We start from the raw sequence: 25,963 nt of genomic DNA, 5'->3' as shown, positions 1-25,963 counted from the left end.
TTTCCTCCTCATTGCAGGTTAAAAGGCTCGGGCGCTGAAAGAGCATTGAACAGCGGAGCAAAACCTGCGGTCTCAAGCCCGCTGATCGCCGAGATGATGTGCTCCTGCCGCTGCCGGCTTAGGCTTTGTCTTCCAATGTTCTTGAACTTGTCTGCTATCTGGTCCCAGCTCATCGGATTGGCGACGTCGCCAAGCGGATAGTCGATGACCACTTCCTCCAAGCCCTCGCCCTGATCCATCAGGACACGGGCTGGCGTGCCCACCGGAAAGGCCGAGGTAAAATCGCTCGAGACGTCGAGCTCAATCTGGCTCGAAAGTGCCAGTATCTCCGCGTCCTTGAGGGTGTCCGGATCGACCGGCTGCAGTGCCTCTCGTCCGCGCAACGCGGCGAGCGCGCAGCTAAAATAGAAGCTGTATTGCCCCCCCTCGAGCGAGCGCGGTGCACGCTCGTTTCCAAGACGCAGCCCCTGCGGAAAGGTCTCGATCCGAAGCCTACGAATTTCCCGCCCGCTCTGCCGCAGCGTCAGAATGCCATCGATGGCGGCGTGCATGTACCGGCAGCAGGCATAGGGCTTGAGATAACATTTCTCCAGTTCCCAGCTTTCGCCCAGCCCGCCCGCAAGCAGCGTGGGCTCATAGCGCGCCGCGTCGTCAAGCAGATCGAGCGGCCCGGTCGCGCCGGCTCGGGCACGATAGGCACCGGTCAATCCCGCGACGACGGCTGGGGGAATGCCTTCCTTGACAGTACTGCCCTGAAATTTCGAAGAGCCTGTCGGGAAGACGATCGGGCCCTCGGCACCGGCAATCGCCAGGGCATGGGCTTGCTGACTGGAATTGAGCCGAAGAAGTCGACCAGCCGCCGCTGCGGCTCCATAGCTGACCCACCTGCCGCTTGCATAGGTTTCGATTGTCCTCGTCGGGCGGGAGGCGGCAACGCGAAGAGCCACGTCGTAACCAAGGGCAATCGCATCGAGGATTTCCCCGTCGGACGCGCCAATCGACTGCGCCACTGCCAACGCGGTCGGGATGACGCCCGCGCCGGCATGACCGGCTGCGCCACGGTGCCCATCATCGATATCGAGCGCGCTCGCCGCAGCGCTGTTGGCCATCGCCGCGCCTGCGACGCTCAGACGTGTTTCCGTCAACCAGACCTGCGCATTGCCGGCCCCATAAATATCTGCAGCCGCCTTGCGGGCAGATGCTGCCAGTGGTCCCATGAGCCCTGCCGCAGTGGCTCCCATCAGATCGAGCAGGAGAAGTGAGATCGCTTCACGGGTTTGCTGCGGCAGCTCGCCTCGCGGGTGGCCGCTGACGAAGTCAGCAAGTCGGGATATCATGTGCATTCAACGCTCCAGGGAGTTCAGCTTGCCTGACGAATGAAGTGACCTTCCGCCGCCATGCTCCAACGTGCGGCGGGCGGGGTGTAGCCCAATGGCTTCAATGGACTTTGCGGCGGTGCGGCATCGGCAGAACGACGCACGCGGGTTTCCCGCTGATCGGGATGGGTGATGGGGATCGCCGACAGCAGCCTCTGGGTGTAGCTATGCCCTGGACGTCCAATGACCTCGTCCCGCGGGCCGATCTCAACGATCTCACCGAAATACATAACGGCCACGCGGTTGCAGATCCGCTCGACCGCGGCCATGTCATGGCTGATGAAGAGATAGGAGACGCCGAATTCCTTCTGCAGGTCGATCATCAATTCGATAATCTGTCCCTTGATCGTGACATCGAGTGCCGAAACCGCCTCATCGGCAATAATGACCCTGGGCGACATGGCCAGAGCCCTCGCGATGCAGATCCGCTGACGCTGCCCTCCAGAGAACTCATGCGGCAGGCTGTTCGCGCGCCTGGGTTCCAACCCGACACGCTCCATCAGCCACTCCGTCTTCTGAACGGCCGCGCGTCCCGTCTCCAGTCCATGAACCTTCATTGGCTCAGCGATGGCCGAACCGATCGTCTGGCGCGCATCGAGCGAGCCGAACGGATCCTGGAAGATCATCTGCACCTGACGTCTCATGCGGGCGAGGCTGACAGCACTGCGATAGTCCACCTGCTGGCCGCCCACGGTGACGGAGCCGCCGTGAACCGGCGCAAGGTTGACGATGGCCTTGCCGATTGTCGACTTTCCCGAACCGGATTCACCTACCAGCCCGAGCGTTTCGCCCTTGCCGATGGAGAAGGAAACACCGTCGACGGCATGGACTGCGCCCTTGATTCGCCCAAGAAATCCTGCGCGATGAGGGAAGCGAACCGAGAGATCGCGCACTTCAAGCACGGCGCCCCCCGCGGCAACTTCCGGCAAATGGTCGATCGGTTGCGCGGGAACGGCATGCGCCTTCAACTTGCCGACCAGGCTGGGCACGGCGGCAATGAGGCTGCGCGTATACGCTTCCTTCGGGTTGCCAAAGACTTCGTGAACCGAGCCCTGCTCGAGGACCCGCCCGTGTCGCATGACGAGAACATCATCAGCCACTTCCGCGACCACGCCCATGTCATGGGTGATGAACAGGACCGCCGTACCGGTTTCGCACTGCAATTCCTTCAAAAGTTCGAGTGTCTGCGCCTGGACGGTCACGTCCAGCGCGGTGGTAGGCTCATCGGCGATGATCAGCGCCGGATTGCAGGCCAAAGCCATGGCAATCATCACCCTCTGGCGCATGCCGCCGGAGAACGTATGGGGATACTGGCCGATGCGCCGTTCGGGATCGGGGATTCGCACCTTTCGCAACAGGTTCAGCACCTCCTCGCGCAATGCAGCGCCCCTGAGGTTGCGATGGATCCTGAGCACCTCACCCAATTGGGCGCCGACCGTCTGGACGGGATTGAGCGATGTCATCGGCTCCTGAAAGATCATGCTGATCTGCCCACCGCGGACCCGACGCATCTCGGCTTCCGGCAGCGTCAGCAGCTCGCGCCCGCCGAGACGCACGGAACCGTCTGCCTTGGCGACATGCGAAGGAAGCAGCCGCATGATGGCCAGGGAGGTGACGCTCTTTCCCGACCCGGATTCGCCGACGAGCGCCATGGTCTTGCCAGGCCGGATCTCGAAGCTGATCCCATGGACAACGGGCGTGCGCGAGAATGAGATCCGGAGATCCGTGACTGTGAGTGCAGGGTGGTCCGTCATCTAGCTGGCATCCTTCAGGCGCGGATCGATTACGTCACGAAGGCCATCACCGATCAGGTTGAGGGCGAGAACGAGCACCAGGATCGCCAGACTTGGATAGAGAGCCAGGTGAAAGGAGCTCAGGATATTGTCAAAACCCTCCCGGACCATGCCGCCCCAGGTCGGGGTCGGCGGAGCAAGGCCCAGGCCAATAAAGGCAAGGGAGGCTTCCGTGCGAACTGCAGTCGCCATCCAAAGAGATGTCATGACCATGATCTCCGGCAAGATCGCTGGAAGAATGTGACCGAACAGAACACGCGTGTTGGAAAAACCCATTGCATGGCAGGCCTGCACATATTCACGATCGCGCTGTGTCAAGACGCCTGCACGCGCGATACGGGCAAAAGCCGGAATCGCCGTGAACGCGATCGCAATCACGATGTTTGTTAGCGTCGCGCCCATGAGAGCGACGAGTGCAAGTCCCAGGATGAGTGACGGAAATGCCAGGACCACATCCATGATCTGCATCAGGATGATATCGGTCCTGCCGCCGACATAGCCGGCGATCATTCCGATAAACGACCCGATGATCAACGCTGTCACGATCGCAAGGAAACCGATGGTCAGTGAATAGCGCGCGCCGTAAAGCAGGCGGGAAAGCACATCGCGGCCGAACTGGTCGGTGCCAAGCAGATTCTCCCAGCTCGGCGGCGACAGGTACACGATGATGTTCTGCTCATTGGGATTGTAGGGAGCGATCAGCGGCGCGAAGACCGCGCAAAGGACGAGCGCCACCACAATCGCGACCCCGAGCCAGGTCGAAATATTCAGCCGCCCGAGGACTGCCCATACGGATTGCATTCTCGGCGAAGCGGCGCCTGAAATCGGAATGGTCATTTGTACTGAACTCGCGGATCGAGGAAGCCATAGGTGAGATCGGTCAGCAGGTTCACCGCCACGACCATGAGCGTGTAGATCACGATCATCCCCTGAAGCAGCGTGTAGTCGCGCTGGGTGAGCGCGTTGAGGATGAGTTTGCCGAGCCCCGGCCGCGAGAAGACAATTTCGGTCAGCACCGAATTGCCGATCAGGATGCCCAGATAAAGGCCGACGACGGTGGTAATGGGAATCATGCAATTGCCAAGCGCATGGCGCCAAATCACAGCATGTGGGGAAGCGCCCTTGGCGCGCGCCGTACGTACGAAATCCTGATTGAGGACTTCTAGCATGGCCGAGCGAGTGACGCGGGTGATGTAGGCCATCATGATGAGAGCGAGCGAAAGCGTGGGAAGCGCCATCTGCCGCAAACGCTCGAGCAGACCGTCCCCTCCTCCGGCACTGATGACCGGAAACCATCGCAGATCGATGGCGAAGACCATCAGCAAGATAATGGCAGCCACGAAAGCCGGCAGCGACAGGCCGACCAGCGATACGAGCCTGAGAACAAAGTCGGCTGAGCGATTGCGTCGCACCGCCGCCCATACCCCTGCCGGCACACCAAGAATCAGACCCAGCAGAAGCGAGGCGATGGTGAGTTCCATTGTATAGGGAAGGACGTTCATGATCTCGGCGGCGATCGATCGGCCAGTGATCATCGAGGTGCCGAGATCGCCCCGCACAACACCGAGCATAAACTGCAAATATTGAACGATGACGGGGCGATCTAGCCCCAGTCGATGATGAAGCGCGGCAATGCTCTCCACGCTCGCCTGGTCACCAAGAATAACCAGGGCGGGGTCACCCGGCAGAACCCGCACAATCAAGAAGACAAGAGTCAGGACGCTGAACAGCGTGAAAAGCGCAAATCCCAATCGTTTTACCAGGAATGAAACCATTCGCCTCTCCTCACCAAGAGCGGATTCCAGGAGGAGCACGAGGACAAGCGTTCGCGAATGCAGCCGCGAACGACGCATCCGATCCTTGAGCACTCCTCCCTCGGCTCAGGATCACTTGACCTGACGAATGACAACAAAAAAGAACCGAGGAGTCAAACGATTCCTTTTATTGAAACGGTTTTCAGTATATGTTCTTATTATTAGAACGATGGAGAAACGCATTGACAGCCAATGCCTCGACAAACGCGGTTCGCGCGCTCGACATTCTCATTCTCCTGGGAGAAGGCGGTGCGGATGGCCTCGCGCTCGCGGACCTTGCCGAACAGATTGGTGAGGCCAAGCCCGCTGTCCATCGCAGCCTGGTATCGCTCCTACAAAAGGGTTTCGCCGAGCCCGCCGGCCGACACGGGTATTACAGGCTGGGACCAACCATACCCATGCTGGCCAGACGGCAGACCCGCATTGAACCGCTGATCCTCAAATACAGGCCCGGCATGGCGGAATTTTCGCGCAAGACGGGCCATGCGGTCTACATGATGGTGCAGGCCGGTGTGGATGCCTTGTGCGCAGAGATGGTCACGCGCTCCCCTAGCCGACAATTCTCCATGGGCGTGGGTGGCAGGGTACCGATGGGCATTGCGGCCGGTAGTGTTGCCTTGATGTCGATGATGTCGGAGGCGGAATACCTTCAGCTGCTCGAAACGAACGCACCCCGCTACCTCAATCATCCATCGGTGCAATATGTCGACAAGGCGGTCGTGCTGGGCCAGATCCTCGACGCCCAGCGCCGCGGCTTTTCAGTCAACATGGGATACTACCTGCCAGGAGAGGGCGGCCTTGGCCTGCCTGTGCGGCGATCAGGCAATTACGAAGTCGATGTCGCGATCTCCTTCACCGCCCCGCTCGAAATGATGACGGAGGACTGGTTGCCGAAAGTCATGGACGACTTGCGCGATTGCCTAGGCGACGCGATCCGATAGATGGCCCGGACCGGGCCCCAGCATCAATCAAGGAGGAGTATGGAATGAACATCGAACGTCAGGATGTAAATCATCGTCGCAGCCGCATGGTAAAGTATAATGGCATGTGTTTCCTGTCAGGTCAGTTTTCCGATTCCGATGGCGATATAACACAACAAACCCAAGAGACACTCGCCAAGATCGATGACCTCCTCGAACGGGCCGGCACGAACAAATCGCGACTGCTCACGGCTCAGATCTGGCTTCGCGACATGGCCGACTTCGCGGACATGAACAAGATCTGGGACGCGTGGATCGATCCCGAAAACCCGCCCACGCGCTGCTGTGGCCAGGTGCTCATGGCCGATCCCGACATGCGTGTCGAAATCGTTGTATCGGCGGCCGTTTGACGACAATGTAACGACTCACTCCGGTTGACGTGTAACGACTGCGGTCAACGCTTAAACAGCGGACGCGAAGAATACACGCAGCCGGTTGCTCAACCAGGTTCCGGCGACAGGATAAGCATCAGCCAGTCGGACGCTCTGAGGTGAAAGGGCGATATCCAGATGCGGAATCGCTCTCCGCATCTGGCCACGGCAGGCATCTGGCCAAATGGGCCGGGACTCGCTGTCTGCTCGAAGAGCTGTCCGACATCAGCGCCCATGAGACAGAACTGGCTTAATTGTTGATTTCCACTGAGAGCTGACCCGGCGCAGCCAGATATTTCCATTGAGAATTGGCTCTGACGCACTTTTGCTGGCGTCGGAGCTTACGCTGCACCGATCAATCGGGCCTGCAGCAGATCAAGTTTGGCTCGCCCATACATTTGGCGTTTGATAAGCTTCAATCGTGTGACCTGACCTTCCGTCTGTCCGTTCGACCAAGGTGAGAGAATTGCGTTTCGCACGGCGTCGAGATCTTTCGCAACGCCACCGGCAAACGATCCGACCAGGCTGTTCTTGGCAGCTTCAACCCATTCATCCAGCTTTCGCGCTGTTTTCGAACGGATCATGGATTGGAACTCGCCGATGGCCGCACGGGCGACTATCAGTTCCGGAACGTTCACTTCGATAGCCGCAACCAGGATCGCTTCAGGTTTCGCCAAGTCATCGCGCGCGGTTGTCATCAACCGGGCAATGACCCGGGCCGATGGCGTTCGCGCAAGCCCGCTCTGGTTGGCTTTCTCCGCAAGACGGCGCCGCTGAGCCCATTGGGAGACGACACCGCTCTGTCCCGGAAAGCCTTTCGCTTTCATCTCCCGCCAGAGCGCCAAGGCGTTCCGCACGCCTTCGTCCCAGCGGCCGTTGAGCCACGGCAGCCAGCTATCCAATGAGCTGGGCCGTGTCCGGAAGACATCGAGGCGCTGGCCCCTCAGAACGTCGCGGACAATCTTCCGACTATGGCCGGTTTGCCGGACTATTTGTCGAATTGAAGTTCCCTTCTTCGACATCTCCCGGATCGCCTCGTTTGTTTCCTGGCGGCGCAGATATCCCTCGTACTGCAGTTTTTCAGCGTAGGTTAAAAGCTTCGGGTCAACGACATTGCTGCCGACCGCCTGCCTGATCTGGCGCATCGACTTGCCGACTGCATCGAGGAAGGCCCGGCTGGAATTCTCCATCAGGTGCCAGCGATCGGCGACCTGCTCGGCATTGGGCAAGGCCTTCGCTATGGCCTCACCATAGCCACCGCCTCGATCGCGAGCGACGATCGATATCGACGGATGCTCGGCAAGCCATCTCCGAGACGTATCCAGCGCACGATCCGGCAACAGGGTGACAGGCCTCCGCCGCTCTAGATCACAAACGATCGTTCCATAGGTCTGGCCGCGCCTGAAGGCAAAGTCATCAATGCCTATGACGGTGAGTTCATCGTTCTGGTCAGCAATGCGGCGGCGAACCACCCGCAGCAGCGTGTCGTTGCTCACCGGAACCATCAAACGATTGGCAAAGCCGGCAGCAGGTCTTCCGCCCAGCGCCAAGCCGAGGTGGTGAACAATTGTCTCTAGCCGCTGGGTGCGCCGGCCATACCGAGCCAAGACGCCGCTATCAAACTGCTCGCAGAAGATGCGCCGTCCGCAAAGAACTGCATCGCACCAGAACCGACGCGCCACGATCGTCAATTCTACTCGCCGGCCGCAGAGGGGAAGATCAGCTGGCCGTCGCAGATATCTGCTTTGCACCCTCCGGCTTGGTCGTCCGCAGTCCGGACAAGACCCTGAGGGATAGCGTGATCGGAGCCGAACTTGAACGCATTCCCCAACAACCATCACTTCGTCTACTGCAAAGCCAGGCGGCGCGAGGCTCGTGCGCTGGAACCGATGTCGCATTGCTGATCCTCCGGTGAATCAGCGAAAGCGTCGCCCCAAACAGCAGCAAATGTGAGTCAGAGCCGAGAATTGACCCATGTTTCAACCGTCCCTCGCATGTTTTCAGCGGGGGCTCGGCGCACTCATTCCAGATCTCGATGATGCCGTTGAACGGCGGAGCCTACCGACGTCGGCAAGTCCAATCCTGCCGCTGCATCTGCGGTCGGCTCTGCTGGCCCGGATAGCCATCGTTGAGCGTTCCGGGCCCGAGATGCTCGAAATGCTTCGCGGCCAAATGATGGGCGCGAACAAGGCGCGGTTCAGCAGTGCAGTCGATGAGATCATAAGCAGTACCTGCCGATCAACCGCGTCATCGCAATTGCAGTTAATTTGAGAATCTTTTGGACTTACTCTCAAGTTAACTGCCAAGCCATATCGAAACGACCGCATTCTCACGGTTAAGTGCCAACCGACAGCTGTTCCGCTTGAAACTGAGCTTGCACTACAGGCGGACAAGATCGTTGGCGGGTTGCCTAAATCGGGGCGCCACCTTTGGAACGCATACGTTTGCGGAAGGCCGTCGGCTTCTCCTTGAAGCGATCGCTGAAGGCTTCATAGAAGCGCGAGACCGAGCCGAAACCGGATTCAAAGGAGACGTCGGTGATCGAGAGGTCGGTTGCGATCAGCAGCGACTGGGCCGTATCGAGGCGATGGCGGATGATCGCCTGGTTGATCGTCAGGCCGACAGCGCGTTTGAAGACGGACATCGCATAGTTGGGATGCAGGCCGGCATCTCGGCCGACGTCTTCGGCCGAGATTTCATCCAGCGCGTGCTCGGCAACATAGCGCAGCATGCGTTCGACGTTTTCCACCCGCTCGCTGTCGCTATGGCCGAGGCTGGCAATCGCCGATCCTTCCTCGCGCAGGTCGCGCCATCCGTCGCGCTCGATGCGCAACACGCGGGCCGTCAGTTCGTTGCGGACGATTTCGCTCAGGCCCTCATCGCCGGACAGAAGCTCCTCGCGCCAACGCTGGAAGATGTCGCGGTCATAGGGGCGCAGTTCGGTCGCCTCGATCATCGCGCCGCGAAACACCGCATCGCGGAAGCGGGTGAGGTTGGCAAGACCGAGGAAGAAGGACATCGGCACATAAAGGCAGACAAAGCGGGTGCCCCCTGCCCGATCGATCACCTGATGCGGGATCATACCCCAGAACAGGCAGAGGCGGCCTTTGCCGACGGTCAATTCGCGGCCGTCGAACCAGTAGGTCATATGGCCGTCCAGCACGAAATTGAGTTCGATCTGGCTGTGCATATGCGGTCCCGCCATGCGCTGGACGAGGAGGGCTTCACCGGCGCAAAAGCGATGGTCGCCGAAGATCACCAGCGGATGACGCGGGTCGTGATCGGGATGGACCGGAACAGATTCGTCCTGAACAACAGGTTGCAGAGGCATCATGCTTAGGATCCCGGAGAAGTTATATCAAAAGTCGGTAGATTATTACGGCTTTGCGCCTGATGCTCAAGATGAGCTGACATGCTTGTCCGGTGGGATCCGGATCGCACCAGCTCTGCGATATGCGATGCATACCGGTCATAGGGAGGAAAACATGACCCTTTTCAAGAGCCTGAGCGGGCTCGCGCTCTCCGTAGCGCTGTTCTCGACTGCCGCATTTGCCGGCGAAATCACCATCAATTCCGACCATTCCGATCCGGTGCCGAAAAAGGCGATGGAAGAACTGATCGCCGACTTCCAGAAGGCCAATCCGGATGTGACGGTCAAGTGGAACAATTTCGACCACGAAGGCTACAAGTCTGCTATCCGCAACTTCCTGACGGCCGACGCGCCGGATGTGGTTGCCTGGTATGCCGGCAACCGCATGGAGCCGTTCGTCAAGGCAGGCCTGTTCGACGACGTCACCGATGTCTGGACGGCCAATGGCCTCGACGAGCAGCTGAAGTCGTCGGCGCCGTCGATGATGATCGACGGCAAGAAATGGGGCATGCCCTATACCTATTACCAGTGGGGCATCTACTACCGTAAGGACATCTTCGCCGAGCAGGGCATCACCCCGCCGAAGACCTGGGCCGAGCTGCTGGCCGCTTCGGAAAAACTGAAAGCTGCCGGCATCACGCCATTCACCATCGGCACCAAGGCCCTGTGGCCGACCGGCGGCTGGTTCGATTATCTGAACCTGCGCGTCAACGGCTACGAGTTCCACATGGAGCTGACGGCAGGCAAGGTTCCCTACACCGATCCGCGCGTGAAGGCTGTGTTCGAAAAGTGGGGCGAGTTGGTCAAGGCAGACTACTTCATCGCGAACCATGCCGCGATCGACTGGCAGGATGCCGTGCCGCAACTGGTGCAGGGCAAGGCTGCCATGTATCTGATGGGCAATTTCGCTGTCGCTACCTTCAAGGAAGGCGGCCTGAAGGAAGAGCAGATCGGCTTCCTGCAGTTCCCGGAAATCACCCCAGGCATTCCAGTGGCTGAAGAGGCTCCGACCGATACGTTCCACATCCCATCGGGTGCGAAGAACAAGGAAGATGCCAGGAAATTCCTGGCCTATCTCGCGTCTCCAGCGGCTCAGACCAAGATGAATGCGACGCTCGGCCAGCTGCCGGTGAACAATACCGCCGAAAAGCCGAAGGACGTGTTCCTCGACGCCGGTTTCACCATGCTCTCCAACGCCCATGCGCTGGCACAGTTCTATGACCGTGATGCCCAGGCCGAAATGGCCAAGGCCGGCATGGAAGGCTTCCAGGAATTCATGGTCAAGCCCGACAATCTCGACCGCATTCTTGAGCGGCTCGAAAAGGTTCGCGCCCGCGTCTACAAATAAGGACCAAGGTCCTCCCGCGCCGGGTGCCGTCGACCTCGTTGTCTTCGGCATCCGGTTGCCATTCCCTTCCCGTTTCCAAAGGTGCCGCCGTGAGCAACGCCGTCTCCCCCTCATCCAGCTTCTGGAAGAAGAACCAGCAGAAGCTTGCGCCCTGGCTGTTTCTCGCGCCGGGCATGCTGATGTTCGTGATCTATGTCCTGGTGCCGATCTTCCAGTCGATCTGGATCAGCTTCCATGACTGGGACGGGCTGGGTGAACGAGTCTGGATCGGGTTCGGCAACTATGTCGAACTGCTCGACGACGACACGTTCTATGTCGCCCTGAAGAACAACCTGATCTGGCTGGTGCTCTATCTCCTGTCGATCCCGGCGGGTCTTGCGGCCGCCCTGTTTCTCAACCAGACGGTCACCGGCATCCGGCTCTACAAGTCGCTGTTCTTCTTTCCCTTCGTGATCAGCCAGGTCGTGGTCGGCCTGATGTTCACCTGGTTCTATGCGCCGGATTTCGGCCTGTTTTCCAAGCTGACGGAATGGTTGACGGGCGAGCAGATCGCCGTGCTGGCCGACGAGCGTTTCGTCACCTACGGCATCATTGTTGCCGGTCTCTGGCCACAGACAGCCTATTGCATGATCCTCTATCTAACGGGTCTCAACAATATCAATCCCGAGCAGGTGGAAGCTGCCCGCATGGACGGGGCCAAGGGCGTCAAGCTGTTGTGGAACATCATCCTGCCGCAGCTCGGACCGGCAACCTTCATCGCCATGGTGGTGACCGTGATCGGCTCGTTGCGTTCCTTCGACCTCGTCTCGGTCATGACTGCCGGCGGTCCCTACGGCTCGAGCCAGGTTCTGTCCTACTTCATGTATGAGCAGGCGCTGTCGGAATATGGTTTCCGCATGGGCTATGGTGCGGCAATCGCCGTCGTCCTGTTCCTGATCATGATGATCTTCATCTCGCTGTTCATCGTGCGCATGCTGCGCCAGGAAAGGAACGCCTGATGTTCCCGACACCCATCGAAAAAGCCTCGCGCTTCGTCCAGACCGGCTACAAGATCCTGCTGCCGGTGGCGCTCTTTCTCTGGCTGCTGCCGCTGATCGGGGTGGCGATCACCTCGGTGCGTCCGGCCGGCGATCTGGCGGCCGGCAATTATTTCGGCATTCCGTCCTCCTTTGCCGGGGTGGAGAACTATACCGCCGTGTTCCGCGATTCGCCGATCGGCTGGTACATCCTGAATTCGTTCAAGGTGACGATCCCGACGGTGATCGGGGCAGTTGCGCTATCCTGCCTCACCGGCTTTGCGCTCGCGGTTTACCGCTTCAAGAGCAATCTCGTGCTGTTCTTCCTGTTTGTCGCCGGCAATTTCATTCCGTTCCAGATCCTGATGGTGCCGGTGCGCGACATGACGTTGAGGGCTGGCCTTTACGATACGACGATGGGCCTCGTGCTGTTCCATGTCGCCTTCCAGACCGGCTTCTGCACGCTGTTCATGCGCAATTTCATCAAGGGCCTGCCGTTCGCACTGATCGAATCCGCCCGTGTTGAAGGCGTCTCGGAATGGCGGATCTTCCGCCATATCGTGCTGCCGCTGATGCGGCCGGCGATTGCTGCGCTTTCGGTGCTGGTCTTCACCTTTGTGTGGAACGACTACTTCTGGGCCACAGTGCTGGTCCAAGGCCTGCATGCGATGCCGGTGACGGCGGGTCTCTATTCTCTGAACGGCCAATGGGTTGCCGCCTGGCACCTGGTTTCCGCCGGCTCGATCGTCGCGGCGCTGCCGCCGGTCGCCATGTTCTTCCTGATGCAACGGCATTTCATTGCCGGCCTGACGCTTGGAGCGACCAAGGGATGAGTGAAATCGTAACAGTCGACTCGGGCCAGCTTTCGCTCAGTCTGCGCCTGCCGGACCTCGGCATGCCGGAAATTCTGTCCTTCGGCACGGTGCCGGTCGAGGTCGATCCGCTGTTCGACATCGAGCGCTCCAGCCGCGTCAACGGCATGGATATTGCCGTGCCGTCATCGGTCTTGCTGCCAACCGGCGGCATGGGCTTCTTCGGCTGGCCGGCGATATCAGGGCATCGGGCGGGTCGCGATTTCGTCGCGCAGTTCGGCGGCTGGTCGGTTGAACGTGACGGCAATCTCACCGTCCTGCGCGGTGCGGACACGGTTGCGAAGCTCGGCATTGCCATTACCCTGACTGCCCATGCGTCCGGCCTGATCTCGATGGCGACGGCGCTCACCAATCTGGGCGATGGTGACTACCAGCTTGATCGCTGCATGGCCGCGACCTTCCTTGCGCCTGCCGGCGACGTGCAGTTGATGAGCTTTACCGGCATCTGGGGTCGCGAGTTCCAGACGCGCCGCGAATTGCTCGGCAATGGCACCTGGATCCAGGAAAGCCGGCGTGGCCGGACCTCGCATGACCGTTTCCCGATGCTGTTTATCGAGAGCGAAACCCAGGTCTTTGGCGTGACGCTCGGCTGGAGCGGCAATCACCAGATGGTTATCGATCGCACCGACGACGGCCAGCGGCTGGTGCATCTGGGTGAATTGTTCGAGCCGGGCGAGATCGTTTTGCAGCCGGGCGAGAGCTACACGAGCCCGATTGCCTATGCGGGTGCCGACAGCCAAGACTTCCACGCCTTCGTTCGTGACGAGCTGACCCAATGGCCGGGCGGCAGGATGAGCCCGCGTCCGGTGACGCTGAACACCTGGGAAGGCAATTATTTCGACCACCAGATGGAGTCGCTCAAAGCCCAGGCGACGGCGGCCGCGGAGCTTGGAATCGAGCGTTTCGTGCTCGATGACGGCTGGTTCGGCAAGCGCGACAACGACACGACCAGTCTCGGCGACTGGGACATTGATGCGCGCAAATATCCCGATGGATTAAAGCCGCTGGTCGATCATGTGACGGGTCTCGGCATGCAGTTCGGCATCTGGTTCGAGCCAGAAATGGTCAATCCGGTGTCCGAACTCTACAAGGCGCATCCGGATTGGGCGTTGCAGATCGAGGGGCGTCCCATCCTCCAGTCGCGCACCCAGCTGGTGCTCGACCTGACGCGGCCGGAGGTGTCCGACTACCTGTTCGGCAAGATCGATGCGGTTCTGGCCCATCATGCCGTGTCCTATGTGAAATGGGACATGAACCGCGACCTGACCCATGCGGGTGGACGTGACGGCAAGGCGAAGATCGCCGCCCAGACGCGCGCCGTCTATGCGTTGATGGACCGGGTCCGCGCGGTGCATCCGGGTGTCGAAATCGAAAGCTGTGCGTCCGGTGGCGGCCGCATCGACTATGGCGCGCTGGCGCGCACCCACCGCGTCTGGACCTCGGATTGCACCGATGCGCTGGAGCGGCTGGAAATCCAGCGCGGCGCCTCGGTCTTCGTGCCGCCGGAAATTCTCGGGAGCCATATCTCGGCCTCGCCGAACCACCAGACAGGGCGGCGCCATACGCTGTCTTTCCGGGCGCTTGTCGCGATCGCCTATCATCTCGGCGTTGAACTCAATCCGCTGGAACTGACCGAAGACGAACGGTCGGAGCTCAAGGTCTATATCGAGGCCTACAAGCGGTTGCGCGGTCTGTTGCATGCGCCGGGCGCCGCGTTCCGGCTGGAGCCGATCGACGGACGTTATGTCTGGGGGGCCGCCAGTGCCGAGAAGATCGTCGTGATCGTAGCGCAGGGACCGCAGATGGTCGGCGAGCAGCCGGCACCGCTCAGGCTGCCCGACAGTATCACGGAACTCGGTGGCACGTGGCGGATCGCCAATGTGCTTCCGGCCGCACCGCAATTCATCCGTATCTCCGAGGGGCAGACGAAACTGCTGGCCGGCGAGATCAGCTTCCAGTTGTCGAGCACCGGCCTTGCCGGCCTGCCACTGCCGATGCTGATGCCGGAAAGCGCGCTGCTCCTCGAACTCATTCCTTTCAAGGGAGGCAAGACCCATGGCTGATGTGCGCCTGCGCGACGTCAAGAAACAGTTCGGCGCGCTCAGCGTCATCAAGGGCGTCGATCTCGACGTCGAGGATGGCGAGTTCTGCGTCTTTGTCGGCCCGTCCGGCTGCGGCAAGTCCACGCTGCTCAGGATGATTGCCGGCCTCGAGGACATCACCTCCGGTGCGCTGTCGATCGGCGGCCAGGACATGACCAAGGTCGGCCCGTCCGAGCGCGGCGTGGCCATGGTGTTCCAGTCCTATGCGCTCTATCCGCATATGACGGTGGCCGAGAATATCGGCTTTGGCCTGCGCATGACCGGTCACTCGAAAGAGATGATCACTGAACGGACGGCGGTTGCGGCCAAGATGCTGCAGCTCGAGCCGTTGCTGGGGCGCAAGCCCGGCCAGCTCTCGGGTGGCCAGCGCCAACGCGTGGCGATCGGCCGTGCGATCGTTCGCAATCCGGAAGTCTTCCTGTTCGACGAGCCGCTGTCCAATCTCGATGCGGCGCTGCGCGTGCAGATGCGCGGCGAGTTGTCGAAGCTGCATCAGGACCTGAAGTCGACGATGATCTATGTCACGCATGACCAGGTCGAGGCGATGACCATGGCCGACAAGATTGTCGTGCTGTCGGCCGGCAAGATCGAGCAGGTCGGCTCGCCCCTCGAGCTCTACCATCGGCCGAACAATCTCTTCGTTGCCGGTTTCATTGGTTCGCCGAAGATGAACTTCCTGAAGGTAGAGGTCAGCCCGAACGAAGGCGGCAATCTCAGCGTCGCGCTTCCGGGTGGCGTGTCCCTGGCAATGGCCGGCGAGGGAAAGCCGGCTCTTGGCGAGATGACCTTCGGTATCCGGCCCGAGCATATCGACGCGACGGGCAAGGGTGACGTGGTGCTCGAAAGCACGGTGAACCTTGCCGAATATCTCGGCTCCGAGACGCTGTTTTTCGTCACGCTGGCCGATGGATCGGAACTGTCGCTCAAGGCCGATGGCCTTGCGCGTGAAAAGCCGGGCGACAGGTTGGAAATCGGTATCAACGCCAAGGCCTGCCATCTGTTCAACAAGGATGGCATGGCCGTCATCAACGGGGACCTGACGCGATAATGCTGGGCGTATGTTATTATCCGGAGCACTGGGACGAAACACGCTGGGCCGAAGACGCCCGGCGCATGGTCGAACTTGGCATCTCCTTCGTGCGCATCGGCGAGTTCGCCTGGTCGCGGCTTGAGCCCGCGCGCGACACATTCGATTTTGGCTGGCTCGACCGGTCGATGGATATCCTGACCAAGGCCGGCCTGAAGATCGTGCTCGGCACGCCAACGGCGACACCGCCGAAATGGCTGGTCGACGAACATCCCGATATCCTGCCCTATGACGAAGACGGCAAGGTGCGTGGCTTCGGTTCGCGCCGTCACTACACGTTTTCGTCGGAGACCTGGTGGCGCGAAAGCGCGCGCATTGTCGAGATCGTGGCCGCGCGCTACGGTACTCATCCGGGACTGGTCGGCTGGCAGACGGACAATGAATATGGTTGTCATGACACGACGGTGTCCTGGGGGGCTGAAGACCTGAAGAGCTTCAAGCGCTGGCTGCGCCTGCGCTACCAGTCGACCGACCAGCTCAACGAGGCCTGGGGTTCGGTATTCTGGTCGATGGAGCTGAACAGCTTCGACGAGGTCATGCTACCGAACCTGACGGTGACGGAGCCCAATCCGGCAACGCGGCTCGATTTCTGGCGCTTCCATTCGGACCAGGTTGCGGCTTACGACAAGATGCAGTGCGAGATCATCCGCAAGCATTCGCCGGAGCGCTGGATTACCCATAATTTCATGGGCTTCGTTTCGGATTTCGACCACTTCAAGGTCGGCGACAATCTCGATCTGGCATCCTGGGACAGCTATCCGATCGGTTTCGTCGAGAAGTTTCCGTTCTCGGAAGCCGAGCGGAATCGCTGGGCGGAAACCTCGCATCCGGATATTGCGCCCTATCACCATGATCTCTACCGCGCCGTCGGCAAGGGTCGTTTCTGGGTGATGGAGCAGCAGCCGGGGCCGGTGAACTGGGCGCCGTGGAACCCGGTGCCGAAGCCCGGCATGGTGCGACTGTGGACCTTTGAAGCGCTGGCGCATGGGGCCGACGTCGTCAGCTATTTCCGCTGGCGTCAGGCGCCGTTCGCGCAGGAGCAGATGCATGCCGGTCTCAACCTCGCCGGTCTCGACGAGTTGTCGCCGGGCGGCATCGAGGCGCGGCAGGTGGCCGAAGAGTTGAAGGCGCTCGGACCTCTGCCGGTGACGGACAAGGCTTCCGTCGCCCTGGTCTTCGACTACCAGAGCTACTGGACGACGATGATCCAGCCGCAGGGCAAGGACTTCCGTTACGAGGAACTGTGTTTCCGCTGGTACGAGGGCCTGCGCCGTCTCGGTCTCGACATCGATTTCGTCCGTCCGGGCGCGTCGCTGGAGGGCTATGCGCTGGTTGTCGTTCCTTGCATGACCGAAGTCAATACGGCGACCCAGTCGGCGCTGGAAAAGGCGACCGGCTATGTGCTGATCGGCGCGCGCACGGGTTCGCGCGACCGCAATTTCGTCATTCCGGAAAACCTGCCGCCGGGTCCGCTCGGCGCGCAGACAGGCAACCGGGTCATCCAGATATCGACCTTGCGTCCGGGGCTTTCGGATGCCGTTTCCGGTGCCGTCTCGGGTGCCGGCATCCGCTGGCGGGAATATCTGGAAACGTCCGCCACGGTTCTCGCCCGCTTTGCCAATGGTGGTCCGGCGCTGACCGAAATGGACCGCATGCTTTACCTCGCTTGCTGGCCGGACGAGACCTTGTTGTCGAACGTTCTGACGCTAGCCGTGGAGAAGGCGGGGCTCACGACGCTGCCGGTGCCGGATTACATCCGTATCCGTCGTCGTGGCGACCTGACTTTCGCCTTCAACTACGGCAGCGAGGACTGGACCGTTCCAGCCGGTGCAAAACTGGCGCTCGGCAGTGCCGTGCTGATGCCACAAGCGGTTTCGGCCTGGCGCTAACTGCCGGCATTGCAAGGGTTGTTACATCCGGGGACTATAGTGCCGCTTTTCTATGCCCATGGGCCCGGACAAATGGCACCCTGATCGCCAGCGGCTTGCCTCGCCATTCGATGATCTGGTTGAGGCTGCGCACGACCCGCTCGGCAGGTGGTGAGAAGTCGACCTCGATGCCCAGTCGCTCTCGGTTGAAGTCGTCCAACACGTTCAGAAGCCTGAACTGGCAACCGTCCGCCAGGCGATCCGCCATGAAGTCCATCGACCAGACCATGTTCGGAGCGTCGGGCACCGCTAGATGTGAGGGCCAAGAGGCCAAAGCCCCAGGTGGATAGGATCGCCAGCCATTTCATGAAGTGCATGTCGGCGCTGGAGTAGACAGATACCGCGATCACGACAACAGCAAGTGCCCAAATGCCCCAGTTCGGCATATCCGGAACGTAGGCTGGCAGGTTCTGCATGAACAGATAGCAGGTGAAGGCGCATGTCAACGGCCGAGTAAAAACCGGCCACGCGGCGGCGCAATAGTCGGCCACTTGTGGCGCGCATGAGACCGCCGGGAGGCTGCTTAGCTCGACACGAAATGCTGCGATGACTCACGACACCAAAGACGCGTTATGACTCATCATCAAAAACGCTTATTGAATCATCACCTTGAACGTGTATTGACTCAACGTTAAAAACGCGCATATAAACGACATCAAAAACGTGCAATGATGCAGGCATTGCCTTATGAGACTCGGCATTGTGAGTTCGCGCAAGAACAACGAGGTCGTGAGAACCAAAATGGCTACACCAAATGAAAAGTTGGCTGACGCCCTGCAAGCCCTCAAAACATTGCAGGATGGCGGGCGTCGAATATTCAAGTCCGACGAGTTCAGCCGACTACATCGAGAGCGCCTTACACGGAGCGGATTTCTCCAAGAAGTCATCCGCGGCTGGCAAATGTCAACGGGACCCCAGTCCCAAGACGGCGACACAACCCTTTGGTACGCTTCATTCTGGGAGTTCTGCTCCCTCTACTGCAACGACCGCTTTGGACGGGAATGGCATCTATCACCAGAACAATCGATGCTACTCCACGCAGAAGCAACTGCGATTCCGCCCCAGGTGATCGTCAACAGTCCAAAGGCAACGGGCAACAATTTATCACTGCTTTTTGGCACATCCATCTACGATCTCAAGACCAAGCAAATGCCACCGCGCGAGGATCTCGTCGAGAAAAACGGATTGAGGTTCTATACTGCGGACGCCGCCCTGGTAAAAGTTGCTGGAGCGTTTTTCCAAAGATCACCTATCGAAGCCCAGATCGTGCTGAAATCCATGCGCGATGTGTCGGGTGTCCTCGGTCGATTACTCGACGGAGGGCATTCGGCCGTGGCAGGCCGTCTGGCCGGGGCATTTCGGCGCATAGGAAAAGGCGAGTTCGCCGACGATATCTTGAAAACGATGAAAGGCGCGATGTACGACGTTAGAGAGACCGACCCGTTCGATCAAAACCAGCAAGTCTCCACCTTAGCTGTCGGTGGATCTCCCATTGTGGCGCGTCTCAATGCTATATGGGAAAGCCAGCGTCAGGCGGTCCTCGATGTTTTTCCTGCTGCACCCGGACTTCCCTCGGACACCGTCGCTTTCATGAAATCGGTCGAGGACATATACAAGAACGACGCATACCATTCACTTTCGATCGAAGGGTACAGCGTTACTCCGGAACTCATTGATCGCGTGCGCGCTGGTACGTGGGATCCGGATGTGGATCAGCAGGATAGGCAAAACCGGGACGCCCTGGCAGCACGCGGTTATTGGCAGGCATTTCAGAGCGTGAAGGAATCTGTTGCGGAGATTCTCCGCGGTGCACCGGCTGGAGCCGTTATCCGTAAGCAACATAGGGATTGGTACCGCGAACTGTTCGGTCCCTCCGTAGCCGCAGGTATCCTGAAACCCAGCGCCCTCGCGGGCTATCGAAACCACCCTGTATATCTTCGCGGATCATGGCATGTACCACCGCGTTCCGAAGCGGTTCCGGATGGAATGGAGACCCTGTTCGATCTACTGGAGAAGGAAAGCGAACCAGCGGTTAGGGCCGTCCTTGGCCACTGGTTGATAGGCTATGTTCATCCCTATCCTGACGGCAACGGGCGGATGGCGCGCTTCCTAATGAACGCCATGTTCGCCTCGGGTGGGTTTCCATGGGCAGTGGTTAGGGTTGAGGATCGGTCAACTTATTTGGCCGGCCTTGAACAGGCGAGCGTCCACATGAACGTCAAACCGTTCGCGGAATTCATCGCGGAGCGCACCTCTTGGTCGATGAGTAAGGCACTCTAAAATCATCGATCGCCTTGAACCAAATCGAACTAGCAACATGCGTTCTTGAAGATTTTTACTGAAAATTCCGGCTTTTCACCTTCAGCGTATCGATGTGCAAGTCAGGTATATAAATTTCCCGCGCCTTGACGCCCATCGGCGGCCGCTCGCGGCTATCGGGGCTGCCCGGTGAACCATGCGCGAACTCGTCGCCCCGTCCTGACGGCAGCCGGAAACCATCCCGCTCGCCAAGGCTTGCCAGATCGCTGGTCAGATCGAACATCCGTTGCGCCACCAGATGCACGACCCCCCCTTCGCGCTGGATCTTGCCGTTGATCGCCATCATCGCGGATCCGAGCACGACGCGGCGCTGTTTCTCAAAGAGGCTCGGCCAGACGACAATATTGGCAATGCCTGTCTCATCCTCGATGGTCATGAACATCACGCCCTTGGCACTGCCGGGTTTTTGCCGGACAAGGACAAGGCCTGATGTCATCAACCAGCGACCATCGCGTGCCGAAGTTGCCTCGGCGCAGGTGACGATGTTTCGGCGGCTGAGATCCTCGCGCAGGAAGCTGACCGGATGGGCACGCAACGTCACGCCGGTATGGCCATAGTCCTCGACGACATTGGCGCCCTCGGTCATCTGCCGAAGCGCCACGTCCGGTTCCTGCTGTTCGGCAATCACCGCCCGCTCACGATCGGCAGCCGCGGCAAAAAGCGGAAGCGGTTCGTCGCGTAACGCCTTGATCGCCCAGAGCGCATCGCGTCTCTCAAGGTTCAATGACGGTCGGAACGCATCAGCTTCAGCAAGCTTTACGAGAGAGGCCGACGACACGCCGGCGCGCCGCCACATATCGTCGATGGAAGAGAAGGGCTCGTCGCCCAGCGCCACCGCGATCCTGGCGGCATCCTGTTCCGGCAAGCCCTTTACCAGACGCATCCCTAGCCGCACAGCATGGCTGTCGGTTCCCTCGATCTCTTCGAGCGTGCAGTCCCATCGCGAACGGTTTATGCAAACCGGCCGGATCGCAACGCCATGGGCTCGAGCGTCGGTGACGATCTGCGCCGGTGCGTAGAACCCCATGGGTTGCGCATTGATGAGGGCCGCACAGAACACATCCGGATAGTGGCATTTCATATAGGACGAGGCGTAGGCGATGAGAGCAAAGGAAGCGGCATGGCTCTCGGGAAAGCCATAGGAGCCAAAACCCTCGAGCTGCGAGAAGGTCTTTTCGGCGAATTCCTCAGTGTAGCCGTTTTTCACCATCCCCTGGACGAGCTTGTCCTTGAACTTGCTGACCCCGCCGGTGAACTTGAAGGTGGCCATGGAGCGCCTTAGTGCGTCGGCCTCGCCGGCGGTAAAACCGGCACAGACGATCGCGACTTTCATGGCACTTTCCTGAAACAACGGCACGCCCAGCGTCTTGCCGAGGACAGCCTCCAGTTCCGGCTTCGGATAGACGACCGCTTCCTTGCCCTCGCGCCGTCTCAGATAAGGATGCACCATGTCGCCCTGGATTGGACCCGGGCGAACGATCGCCACCTGGATGACCAGGTCGTAATAGGTCTGAGGTTTCAGGCGCGGCAGCATTGACATTTGTGCCCGGGATTCGATCTGGAAAGTGCCTAGCGTGTCGGCCCTGCGGATCATCGCGTAGGTCGCCGGGTCTTCCTGCTCGATGGTGGCGAGATCAAGCTTCACTCCCTTGTGCTCTTCCAGCAAGGCAAAGCCCTTGGCCATGCAGGTCAGCATTCCCAGGGCAAGCACGTCCACCTTCATGAACTTGAGCGCCTCGATGTCGTCCTTGTCCCATTCGATCGTTTGTCGATCCTCCATCCTCGCTTGCTCGATCGGAACCAACTCGTCGAGCCGGTCATTGGTCAGGACGAAGCCGCCCGGATGCTGGCCAAGATGACGCGGCGCGCCCATCAATTGCTGCGCCAGTTCCAATGTCAGCCGCAGGCGGCGGTCGGACATGTTCATGTTCAGCTCGTTGACCTGCTTTTCGCCGACGCCCTCCTTGCTCCAGCCCCAGACACCGGCTGATAGCGCCGTGATCATGTCTTCGGGCAGGCCGAGCACCTTGCCGACATCGCGAAGCGCACCCTTGGCGCGGTAGCGGGTGACGGTCGCGCAAAGGGCAGCCTTCTGCCGGCCATAGGTCTTGTAGATCCACTGGATTACCTCTTCGCGTCTGGCATGTTCGAAATCGACGTCGATGTCAGGCGGTTCGTTGCGCTCCTCCGAGATAAAGCGCTCGAACAGAAGATCGTTTGCGGCGGGATCGATCGCGGTGATCCCCAGCACATAACAGACGGCGGAATTGGCAGCACTTCCGCGACCCTGGCAGAGAATACCCTGAGATCGCGCAAAGCGGACGATGCTGTAAACCGTCAGGAAGTACGGCGCGTAGTCGAGTTTGCGGATCAGATCGAGTTCGTGATTGAGGGTTTTCACCACGTCATCCGGCACGCCCTCGGGGTAGCGATCGCTCGCACCCTCCCAGGTGAATTTCTCCAGCGACTGCTGTGCCGTCAGTCCGGGGATGATCGCTTCCTCGGGATATTGGTATGTCAGCTCGCTCATGTCGAAGCGACAGCGGTCGACAATCTCTCGTGTGCGGGCGAGCGCCTCCGGATACCGACTGAACAACCGGTGCATTTCCTCTGGCGGCTTCAAAAAACGATCGGCATGCCGTTCGCGCAGGAATCCGGCCTGATCGATGGTGGTGCGATGGCGAATGCAGGTGACGACGTCCTGCAGCTGTCGTCTGCCCGGCTCGTGAAACAGCACGTCATTGGTGACGACAGGCCGTACCTTGTGCCGGATCGCCAGAGTGTTGAGCTCGTGCAGGCGCAGTTGGTCATTCGGCCGCCGTCGCAGCGTCAGCGCCATGTAGGCGCGGTCGCCAAATATCTCCTTCACCTTGCGCAGCTGGAAGGCGCATGTGTCATCGGCCTCGTCAGGGATAAGGACGGCGAGCAGACCCTCCGCATAAACGGCCACATCCGTCAGATCGAGAATACATTTTCCTTTGCCGCCCCGCTCCTTGCCAAGGGACAGAAGCCGGCAAAGCCTCGAATACGCCGCCCGGTCCGTTGGATAGACCAGGATCGACATGCCGTCCGCCAGATCGAGCCTGCAGCCAACGACCAGCCGGACGCCGGTTTCCTTGGCCGCTTCCCAAGCGCGCACGATCCCAGCCAGGCTGTTGCGATCGACGATCCCGAGCGCCTCGATACCGAGTGCCTGGGCGGTCGCAAACAGCTCATCGCAACCTGACGCGCCACGCAGGAAGGAGAAATGACTGGTGACCTGGAGCTCGGCGTAGCGCATCAGCCATAGATCCCATGCAGGAACCATCTGGCCGTTCCGGTCGCGGGATCCACACCGTCGCCGGAGCGATAGACCCAGAAGCGATTGCCGTCCTCATCCTCTACGGAATAGTAGTCCCTCACCGCCTCCATCTCGGAGGAGCGAACCCACCACTCGCCGAATACCCGTTCCGGCCCATCGCCGCGCTTGATGCGCCGGCGCTTGCCGCGCCAGGTCATGGAGGCCGGCGGGTGGTCGGGTGTGAGCGCAATCACTTCGATCCGTTCCGGGCGCGCCAGCATCCGGCTCGGCCGGGGCCAGCGGGTCGGCCAGGCCTGACCCAGCTTTTCGGAAACGGGGGAGACGCGCCCGACATTGCGCTCGGGAACGTCGCTTTCGACAGGCGCCAGCCGGTACATGCGTTGGCCTCGATTTCCAAAACTGTCGAGCAGGGGCGTGACGTCGACGACGGTTTCCTCGACCAGTGAGGAGATAGTCTGCTTCTCTTCGAATGGCTCGATCATGGTTGCAGCAAGAGACAGTTTTTCGATACCGAAGCCGGGATCGATTTTCTCGATGCTGGAACAGAGAAGCTTTGTCAGACGCGCAATATCCCGTACCGGTTTGGCCGTACCGGCACGCAGAGACTGCAATGTGTTGTCGACGCGGTAGACAATGAGATCGGCGCGGCGAACGCCCTGCCCGCGCGTCTCCAGCGCGGCGCAAAGTTCGACCACGAGCTTGCCGATATATTTGGCGATGGTTTCAGCAGCCCCGATCGGCTCGGAAAAGGAACGCGCCACCTCGATCAGGTCCGCTGTGCGAATGGGATCGATCGGTTCAGCAAGGCGTCCGAACATCTGATCGAGCCTGCGCCCCACCTCTGGCCCGAAACGCAATGTCAAAGGCGCCCGCGGCGTTACTGAGACGTCGCCGACGGTTCGAAACCCAAGCACGGCCAAGCCGCTGACGATGTCGGAGGGCAGACGAAGGCTGGAAATCGGCAAGTTGACGACGGCCTTGGCCGTTTCTCCAACCGGCACGATGATGACCTCGCGCCGCGTGGCGCGGGCGATCGCGTGGGCGCTGCCCCAGGTGTCGGCGATGGCGCCGCGGGCCTGAAGACCACGACCTCTCAGGGCGTTGACAAGGCCAGTGAGCATCGCCAACTCGCCGCCGCGCAGATGGTCGGCGCCCTCGGTGTCCATGACGATGCCGTCGGGACTGTCCATTGCTACGACCGGCGTATATTGGCGTAGCATCCACAGCGCCAGGCGCTCAACCGCCAAGGCGTCACCGATGGGGTCGGCATCGACGAGCTGCAGGCCGGATATCATCGCCTGGGCTTTGGCGGCGGGCATGCCGATGCGGGCGCCCGCCTTGAAGGCCGCAGCGTCGATTGCCGCGATGGTGCGTTTCGATCCACTGCGCGCGACGACTACCACCGGTGTTTCAGGCAAGATTCCGGGCTCGGCGCGCCTGATCCTGTCCGTCGCGAGCGTGGGGAGAAAGACTGATACGACCCGTGGCATCGCAGGCACCTATTTCAAATTCCGCGGCTTCTCCCGCTCTTGCTCTGATCAATTCCGCCAGCCACCGCGCCCGTCCGATGCCCGGCACGGGAAGCGGTTCGGAGGGAAGGACGCTGATGCGCCACCGTGTCGTGGCGGCCGTGGGTTGGCCGAAGTCGGCGGCCTCCGTCGGGCGCCGCCATCGGCGCAGCGCAATGCCGATCGTTCCCGAAGCCTCAGCCGCCAGCTGCAGGCGTCGCGAGGCGGTCATGGGCAGGCGCACAAGCTCGGCAACCACGGCACCAAGCCCGCCAAAACGCAGACCCTCTTCGAAATTCGTGAGCACGTCCTCTTCCCGGTCGGCCTCGACATAGATCACTCGATCATGGTGGAGCCCCGCCTGAGCTAAGGCAGGGGCAAACAGATCCGGCCGTGTCAGACACCAGAGGACGTCGCCTTTCGTGCGCGCGACGATGCCGGCGACAAAGAGAGCGGCGGCAGCGCCATGCACGGCGTCGGCGCCACCACCGGCCACTTCGTGCAAGGAGCCGCAGGCCAGCCCACCACCGGGAAGCTTTGCGTCGATCTCGGTAATTCCGAACGACAACACCTCGCCTTTGCGCGCAGCTCCGCCTTCAAGCCGCCGGATGCGGTCCTGAAGCTCGGAAATGACGGGGTTGGCGGCAGTGATTGGCATCGGTTTCCTACGTCAAGAGTGCATTTGCATAGGCGAAAAAGGCTGATATGTTCCGTTTTTGTTCTTTAAACGGCGATGAGTCAACGGGCAAGAATCGGGTGGACTGCAGCCAGCATCACG

Annotated in this window: 19 protein-coding genes and 1 pseudogene; 10 read left to right on the top strand and 10 right to left on the bottom strand. The window is 60.4% G+C overall.

What is annotated here, in order from left to right; genetic code table 11:
* Nucleotides 1-8 precede the first annotated feature (8 nt).
* From AC07Y0_RS24615 to AC07Y0_RS24600, 4 genes are read right to left on the bottom strand one after another with little or no spacing between them, the layout of a single operon-like run.
* Nucleotides 9-1,343 carry an MmgE/PrpD family protein gene (locus AC07Y0_RS24615; protein WP_498680399.1) on the bottom strand — a complete coding sequence of 445 codons (1,335 nt, stop codon included), beginning with the start codon at nucleotides 1,341-1,343 and terminating at the stop codon, nucleotides 9-11.
* A 17-nt stretch (nucleotides 1,344-1,360) separates the two neighbouring features.
* On the bottom strand, nucleotides 1,361-3,130 hold the full coding sequence (locus tag AC07Y0_RS24610) for an ABC transporter ATP-binding protein (RefSeq protein WP_498680398.1): 1,770 nt from the start codon (nucleotides 3,128-3,130) through the stop codon (nucleotides 1,361-1,363).
* Nucleotides 3,131-4,006 carry an ABC transporter permease gene (locus AC07Y0_RS24605; RefSeq protein WP_498680397.1) on the bottom strand — a complete coding sequence of 292 codons (876 nt, stop codon included), beginning with the start codon at nucleotides 4,004-4,006 and terminating at the stop codon, nucleotides 3,131-3,133.
* A complete protein-coding gene (locus AC07Y0_RS24600; RefSeq protein WP_498680396.1) occupies nucleotides 4,003-4,944 on the bottom strand; it encodes an ABC transporter permease in 942 nt (313 codons plus the stop codon). The genes AC07Y0_RS24605 and AC07Y0_RS24600 overlap by 4 nt, the downstream gene beginning before the upstream one ends.
* Before the next feature lie 221 nt (nucleotides 4,945-5,165).
* On the opposite strand from AC07Y0_RS24600, the gene AC07Y0_RS24595 reads away from it, so the two are divergent.
* Together AC07Y0_RS24595 and AC07Y0_RS24590 are read left to right on the top strand one after the other, a co-directional pair.
* A complete protein-coding gene (locus AC07Y0_RS24595; RefSeq protein WP_498680395.1) occupies nucleotides 5,166-5,924 on the top strand; it encodes an IclR family transcriptional regulator in 759 nt (252 codons plus the stop codon).
* A 44-nt stretch (nucleotides 5,925-5,968) separates the two neighbouring features.
* Nucleotides 5,969-6,313, top strand: coding sequence for a RidA family protein (locus tag AC07Y0_RS24590; RefSeq protein WP_498680394.1), 345 nt, complete (start codon nucleotides 5,969-5,971; stop codon nucleotides 6,311-6,313).
* Between the two features lie 362 nt (nucleotides 6,314-6,675).
* Here the strand turns inward: AC07Y0_RS24590 and AC07Y0_RS24585 are convergent, their stop codons facing one another.
* Complete coding sequence (locus AC07Y0_RS24585) at nucleotides 6,676-8,232, bottom strand: ISL3 family transposase (RefSeq protein WP_498678269.1); 1,557 nt, start codon at nucleotides 8,230-8,232, stop codon at nucleotides 6,676-6,678.
* 76 nt (nucleotides 8,233-8,308) lie between these two features.
* Here AC07Y0_RS24585 and AC07Y0_RS24580 point away from each other — a divergent pair, with 76 nt between their 5' ends.
* Nucleotides 8,309-8,605 (top strand): hypothetical protein, encoded by a 297-nt coding sequence (locus AC07Y0_RS24580; protein WP_498680393.1) that lies wholly within the window; start codon nucleotides 8,309-8,311, stop codon nucleotides 8,603-8,605.
* Between the two features lie 139 nt (nucleotides 8,606-8,744).
* On the opposite strand, the gene AC07Y0_RS24575 is transcribed toward AC07Y0_RS24580, so the two are convergent.
* Complete coding sequence (locus AC07Y0_RS24575) at nucleotides 8,745-9,668, bottom strand: helix-turn-helix domain-containing protein (RefSeq protein WP_498680392.1); 924 nt, start codon at nucleotides 9,666-9,668, stop codon at nucleotides 8,745-8,747.
* 151 nt (nucleotides 9,669-9,819) lie between these two features.
* Here AC07Y0_RS24575 and AC07Y0_RS24570 point away from each other — a divergent pair, with 151 nt between their 5' ends.
* The 6 genes from AC07Y0_RS24570 to AC07Y0_RS24545 all read left to right on the top strand — a co-directional run bounded on the left by AC07Y0_RS24570 (nucleotide 9,820) and on the right by AC07Y0_RS24545 (nucleotide 18,018).
* Nucleotides 9,820-11,052: an ABC transporter substrate-binding protein gene (locus AC07Y0_RS24570; RefSeq protein ID WP_498680391.1), complete on the top strand. Its 1,233-nt coding sequence runs from the start codon at nucleotides 9,820-9,822 to the stop codon at nucleotides 11,050-11,052.
* Between the two features lie 89 nt (nucleotides 11,053-11,141).
* Nucleotides 11,142-12,050 carry a carbohydrate ABC transporter permease gene (locus tag AC07Y0_RS24565; RefSeq protein WP_498680390.1) on the top strand — a complete coding sequence of 303 codons (909 nt, stop codon included), beginning with the start codon at nucleotides 11,142-11,144 and terminating at the stop codon, nucleotides 12,048-12,050.
* Nucleotides 12,050-12,901, top strand: a complete 852-nt coding sequence (locus AC07Y0_RS24560; protein WP_498680389.1) for a carbohydrate ABC transporter permease — start codon at nucleotides 12,050-12,052, stop codon at nucleotides 12,899-12,901. The genes AC07Y0_RS24565 and AC07Y0_RS24560 overlap by 1 nt, the downstream gene beginning before the upstream one ends.
* A complete protein-coding gene (locus AC07Y0_RS24555) occupies nucleotides 12,898-15,003 on the top strand; it encodes an alpha-galactosidase (RefSeq protein WP_498680388.1) in 2,106 nt (701 codons plus the stop codon). The genes AC07Y0_RS24560 and AC07Y0_RS24555 overlap by 4 nt, the downstream gene beginning before the upstream one ends.
* The gene (locus AC07Y0_RS24550) at nucleotides 14,996-16,090 is read left to right on the top strand and encodes an ABC transporter ATP-binding protein (RefSeq protein ID WP_498680387.1); all 1,095 of its coding nucleotides are present in this window, start codon (nucleotides 14,996-14,998) and stop codon (nucleotides 16,088-16,090) included. The genes AC07Y0_RS24555 and AC07Y0_RS24550 overlap by 8 nt, the downstream gene beginning before the upstream one ends.
* Entirely contained in the window at nucleotides 16,090-18,018 is a 1,929-nt protein-coding gene (locus tag AC07Y0_RS24545; RefSeq protein ID WP_498680386.1) for a beta-galactosidase, read from the top strand. The genes AC07Y0_RS24550 and AC07Y0_RS24545 overlap by 1 nt, the downstream gene beginning before the upstream one ends.
* A gap of 79 nt (nucleotides 18,019-18,097) precedes the next feature.
* On the opposite strand, the pseudogene AC07Y0_RS24540 reads toward AC07Y0_RS24545, so the two are convergent.
* A pseudogene (locus AC07Y0_RS24540) lies at nucleotides 18,098-18,319 on the bottom strand (DDE-type integrase/transposase/recombinase); the annotation flags it as partial.
* Between the two features lie 479 nt (nucleotides 18,320-18,798).
* On the opposite strand from AC07Y0_RS24540, the gene AC07Y0_RS24535 reads away from it, so the two are divergent.
* Nucleotides 18,799-20,337 (top strand): Fic family protein, encoded by a 1,539-nt coding sequence (locus tag AC07Y0_RS24535; protein WP_498680385.1) that lies wholly within the window; start codon nucleotides 18,799-18,801, stop codon nucleotides 20,335-20,337.
* Nucleotides 20,338-20,392: 55 nt separating this feature from the next.
* Here AC07Y0_RS24535 and AC07Y0_RS24530 read toward each other — a convergent pair whose 3' ends face one another.
* The 3 genes from AC07Y0_RS24530 to AC07Y0_RS24520 are packed head-to-tail and all read right to left on the bottom strand — an operon-like array spanning nucleotide 20,393 to nucleotide 25,843.
* On the bottom strand, nucleotides 20,393-23,656 hold the full coding sequence (locus AC07Y0_RS24530) for an error-prone DNA polymerase (RefSeq protein WP_498680541.1): 3,264 nt from the start codon (nucleotides 23,654-23,656) through the stop codon (nucleotides 20,393-20,395).
* On the bottom strand, nucleotides 23,656-25,167 hold the full coding sequence (locus AC07Y0_RS24525) for a Y-family DNA polymerase (protein ID WP_498680384.1): 1,512 nt from the start codon (nucleotides 25,165-25,167) through the stop codon (nucleotides 23,656-23,658). The genes AC07Y0_RS24530 and AC07Y0_RS24525 overlap by 1 nt, the downstream gene beginning before the upstream one ends.
* Complete coding sequence (locus AC07Y0_RS24520; protein WP_498680383.1) at nucleotides 25,088-25,843, bottom strand: ImuA family protein; 756 nt, start codon at nucleotides 25,841-25,843, stop codon at nucleotides 25,088-25,090. Before AC07Y0_RS24520 ends, AC07Y0_RS24525 begins: the two co-directional genes overlap by 80 nt.
* Nucleotides 25,844-25,963: the final 120 nt, after the last annotated feature.

The organism is Allorhizobium sp. GW101-3B10, assembly GCF_059424725.1.
The sequence above is the reverse complement of the archived record's forward strand: the minus strand, read 5'-3'. Positions and strand labels throughout refer to the sequence as shown.

What these genes read in the sequence shown, in the direction of transcription:
- AC07Y0_RS24615 (WP_498680399.1), bottom strand. Translation starts at nt 1,343, where the DNA reads ATGCACATGATATCCCGACTTGCTGACTTCGTCAGCGGCCACCCGCGA.
- AC07Y0_RS24535 (WP_498680385.1), top strand. Translation starts at nt 18,799, where the DNA reads ATGGCTACACCAAATGAAAAGTTGGCTGACGCCCTGCAAGCCCTCAAA.
- AC07Y0_RS24580 (WP_498680393.1), top strand. Translation starts at nt 8,309, where the DNA reads ATGTTTCAACCGTCCCTCGCATGTTTTCAGCGGGGGCTCGGCGCACTC.
- AC07Y0_RS24610 (WP_498680398.1), bottom strand. Translation starts at nt 3,130, where the DNA reads ATGACGGACCACCCTGCACTCACAGTCACGGATCTCCGGATCTCATTC.
- AC07Y0_RS24575 (WP_498680392.1), bottom strand. Translation starts at nt 9,668, where the DNA reads ATGATGCCTCTGCAACCTGTTGTTCAGGACGAATCTGTTCCGGTCCAT.
- AC07Y0_RS24550 (WP_498680387.1), top strand. Translation starts at nt 14,996, where the DNA reads ATGGCTGATGTGCGCCTGCGCGACGTCAAGAAACAGTTCGGCGCGCTC.
- AC07Y0_RS24590 (WP_498680394.1), top strand. Translation starts at nt 5,969, where the DNA reads ATGAACATCGAACGTCAGGATGTAAATCATCGTCGCAGCCGCATGGTA.
- AC07Y0_RS24570 (WP_498680391.1), top strand. Translation starts at nt 9,820, where the DNA reads ATGACCCTTTTCAAGAGCCTGAGCGGGCTCGCGCTCTCCGTAGCGCTG.
- AC07Y0_RS24520 (WP_498680383.1), bottom strand. Translation starts at nt 25,843, where the DNA reads ATGCCAATCACTGCCGCCAACCCCGTCATTTCCGAGCTTCAGGACCGC.
- AC07Y0_RS24545 (WP_498680386.1), top strand. Translation starts at nt 16,090, where the DNA reads ATGCTGGGCGTATGTTATTATCCGGAGCACTGGGACGAAACACGCTGG.
- AC07Y0_RS24605 (WP_498680397.1), bottom strand. Translation starts at nt 4,006, where the DNA reads ATGACCATTCCGATTTCAGGCGCCGCTTCGCCGAGAATGCAATCCGTA.
- AC07Y0_RS24555 (WP_498680388.1), top strand. Translation starts at nt 12,898, where the DNA reads ATGAGTGAAATCGTAACAGTCGACTCGGGCCAGCTTTCGCTCAGTCTG.
- AC07Y0_RS24600 (WP_498680396.1), bottom strand. Translation starts at nt 4,944, where the DNA reads ATGGTTTCATTCCTGGTAAAACGATTGGGATTTGCGCTTTTCACGCTG.
- AC07Y0_RS24530 (WP_498680541.1), bottom strand. Translation starts at nt 23,656, where the DNA reads ATGCGCTACGCCGAGCTCCAGGTCACCAGTCATTTCTCCTTCCTGCGT.
- AC07Y0_RS24560 (WP_498680389.1), top strand. Translation starts at nt 12,050, where the DNA reads ATGTTCCCGACACCCATCGAAAAAGCCTCGCGCTTCGTCCAGACCGGC.
- AC07Y0_RS24585 (WP_498678269.1), bottom strand. Translation starts at nt 8,232, where the DNA reads ATGCGACATCGGTTCCAGCGCACGAGCCTCGCGCCGCCTGGCTTTGCA.
- AC07Y0_RS24525 (WP_498680384.1), bottom strand. Translation starts at nt 25,167, where the DNA reads ATGCCACGGGTCGTATCAGTCTTTCTCCCCACGCTCGCGACGGACAGG.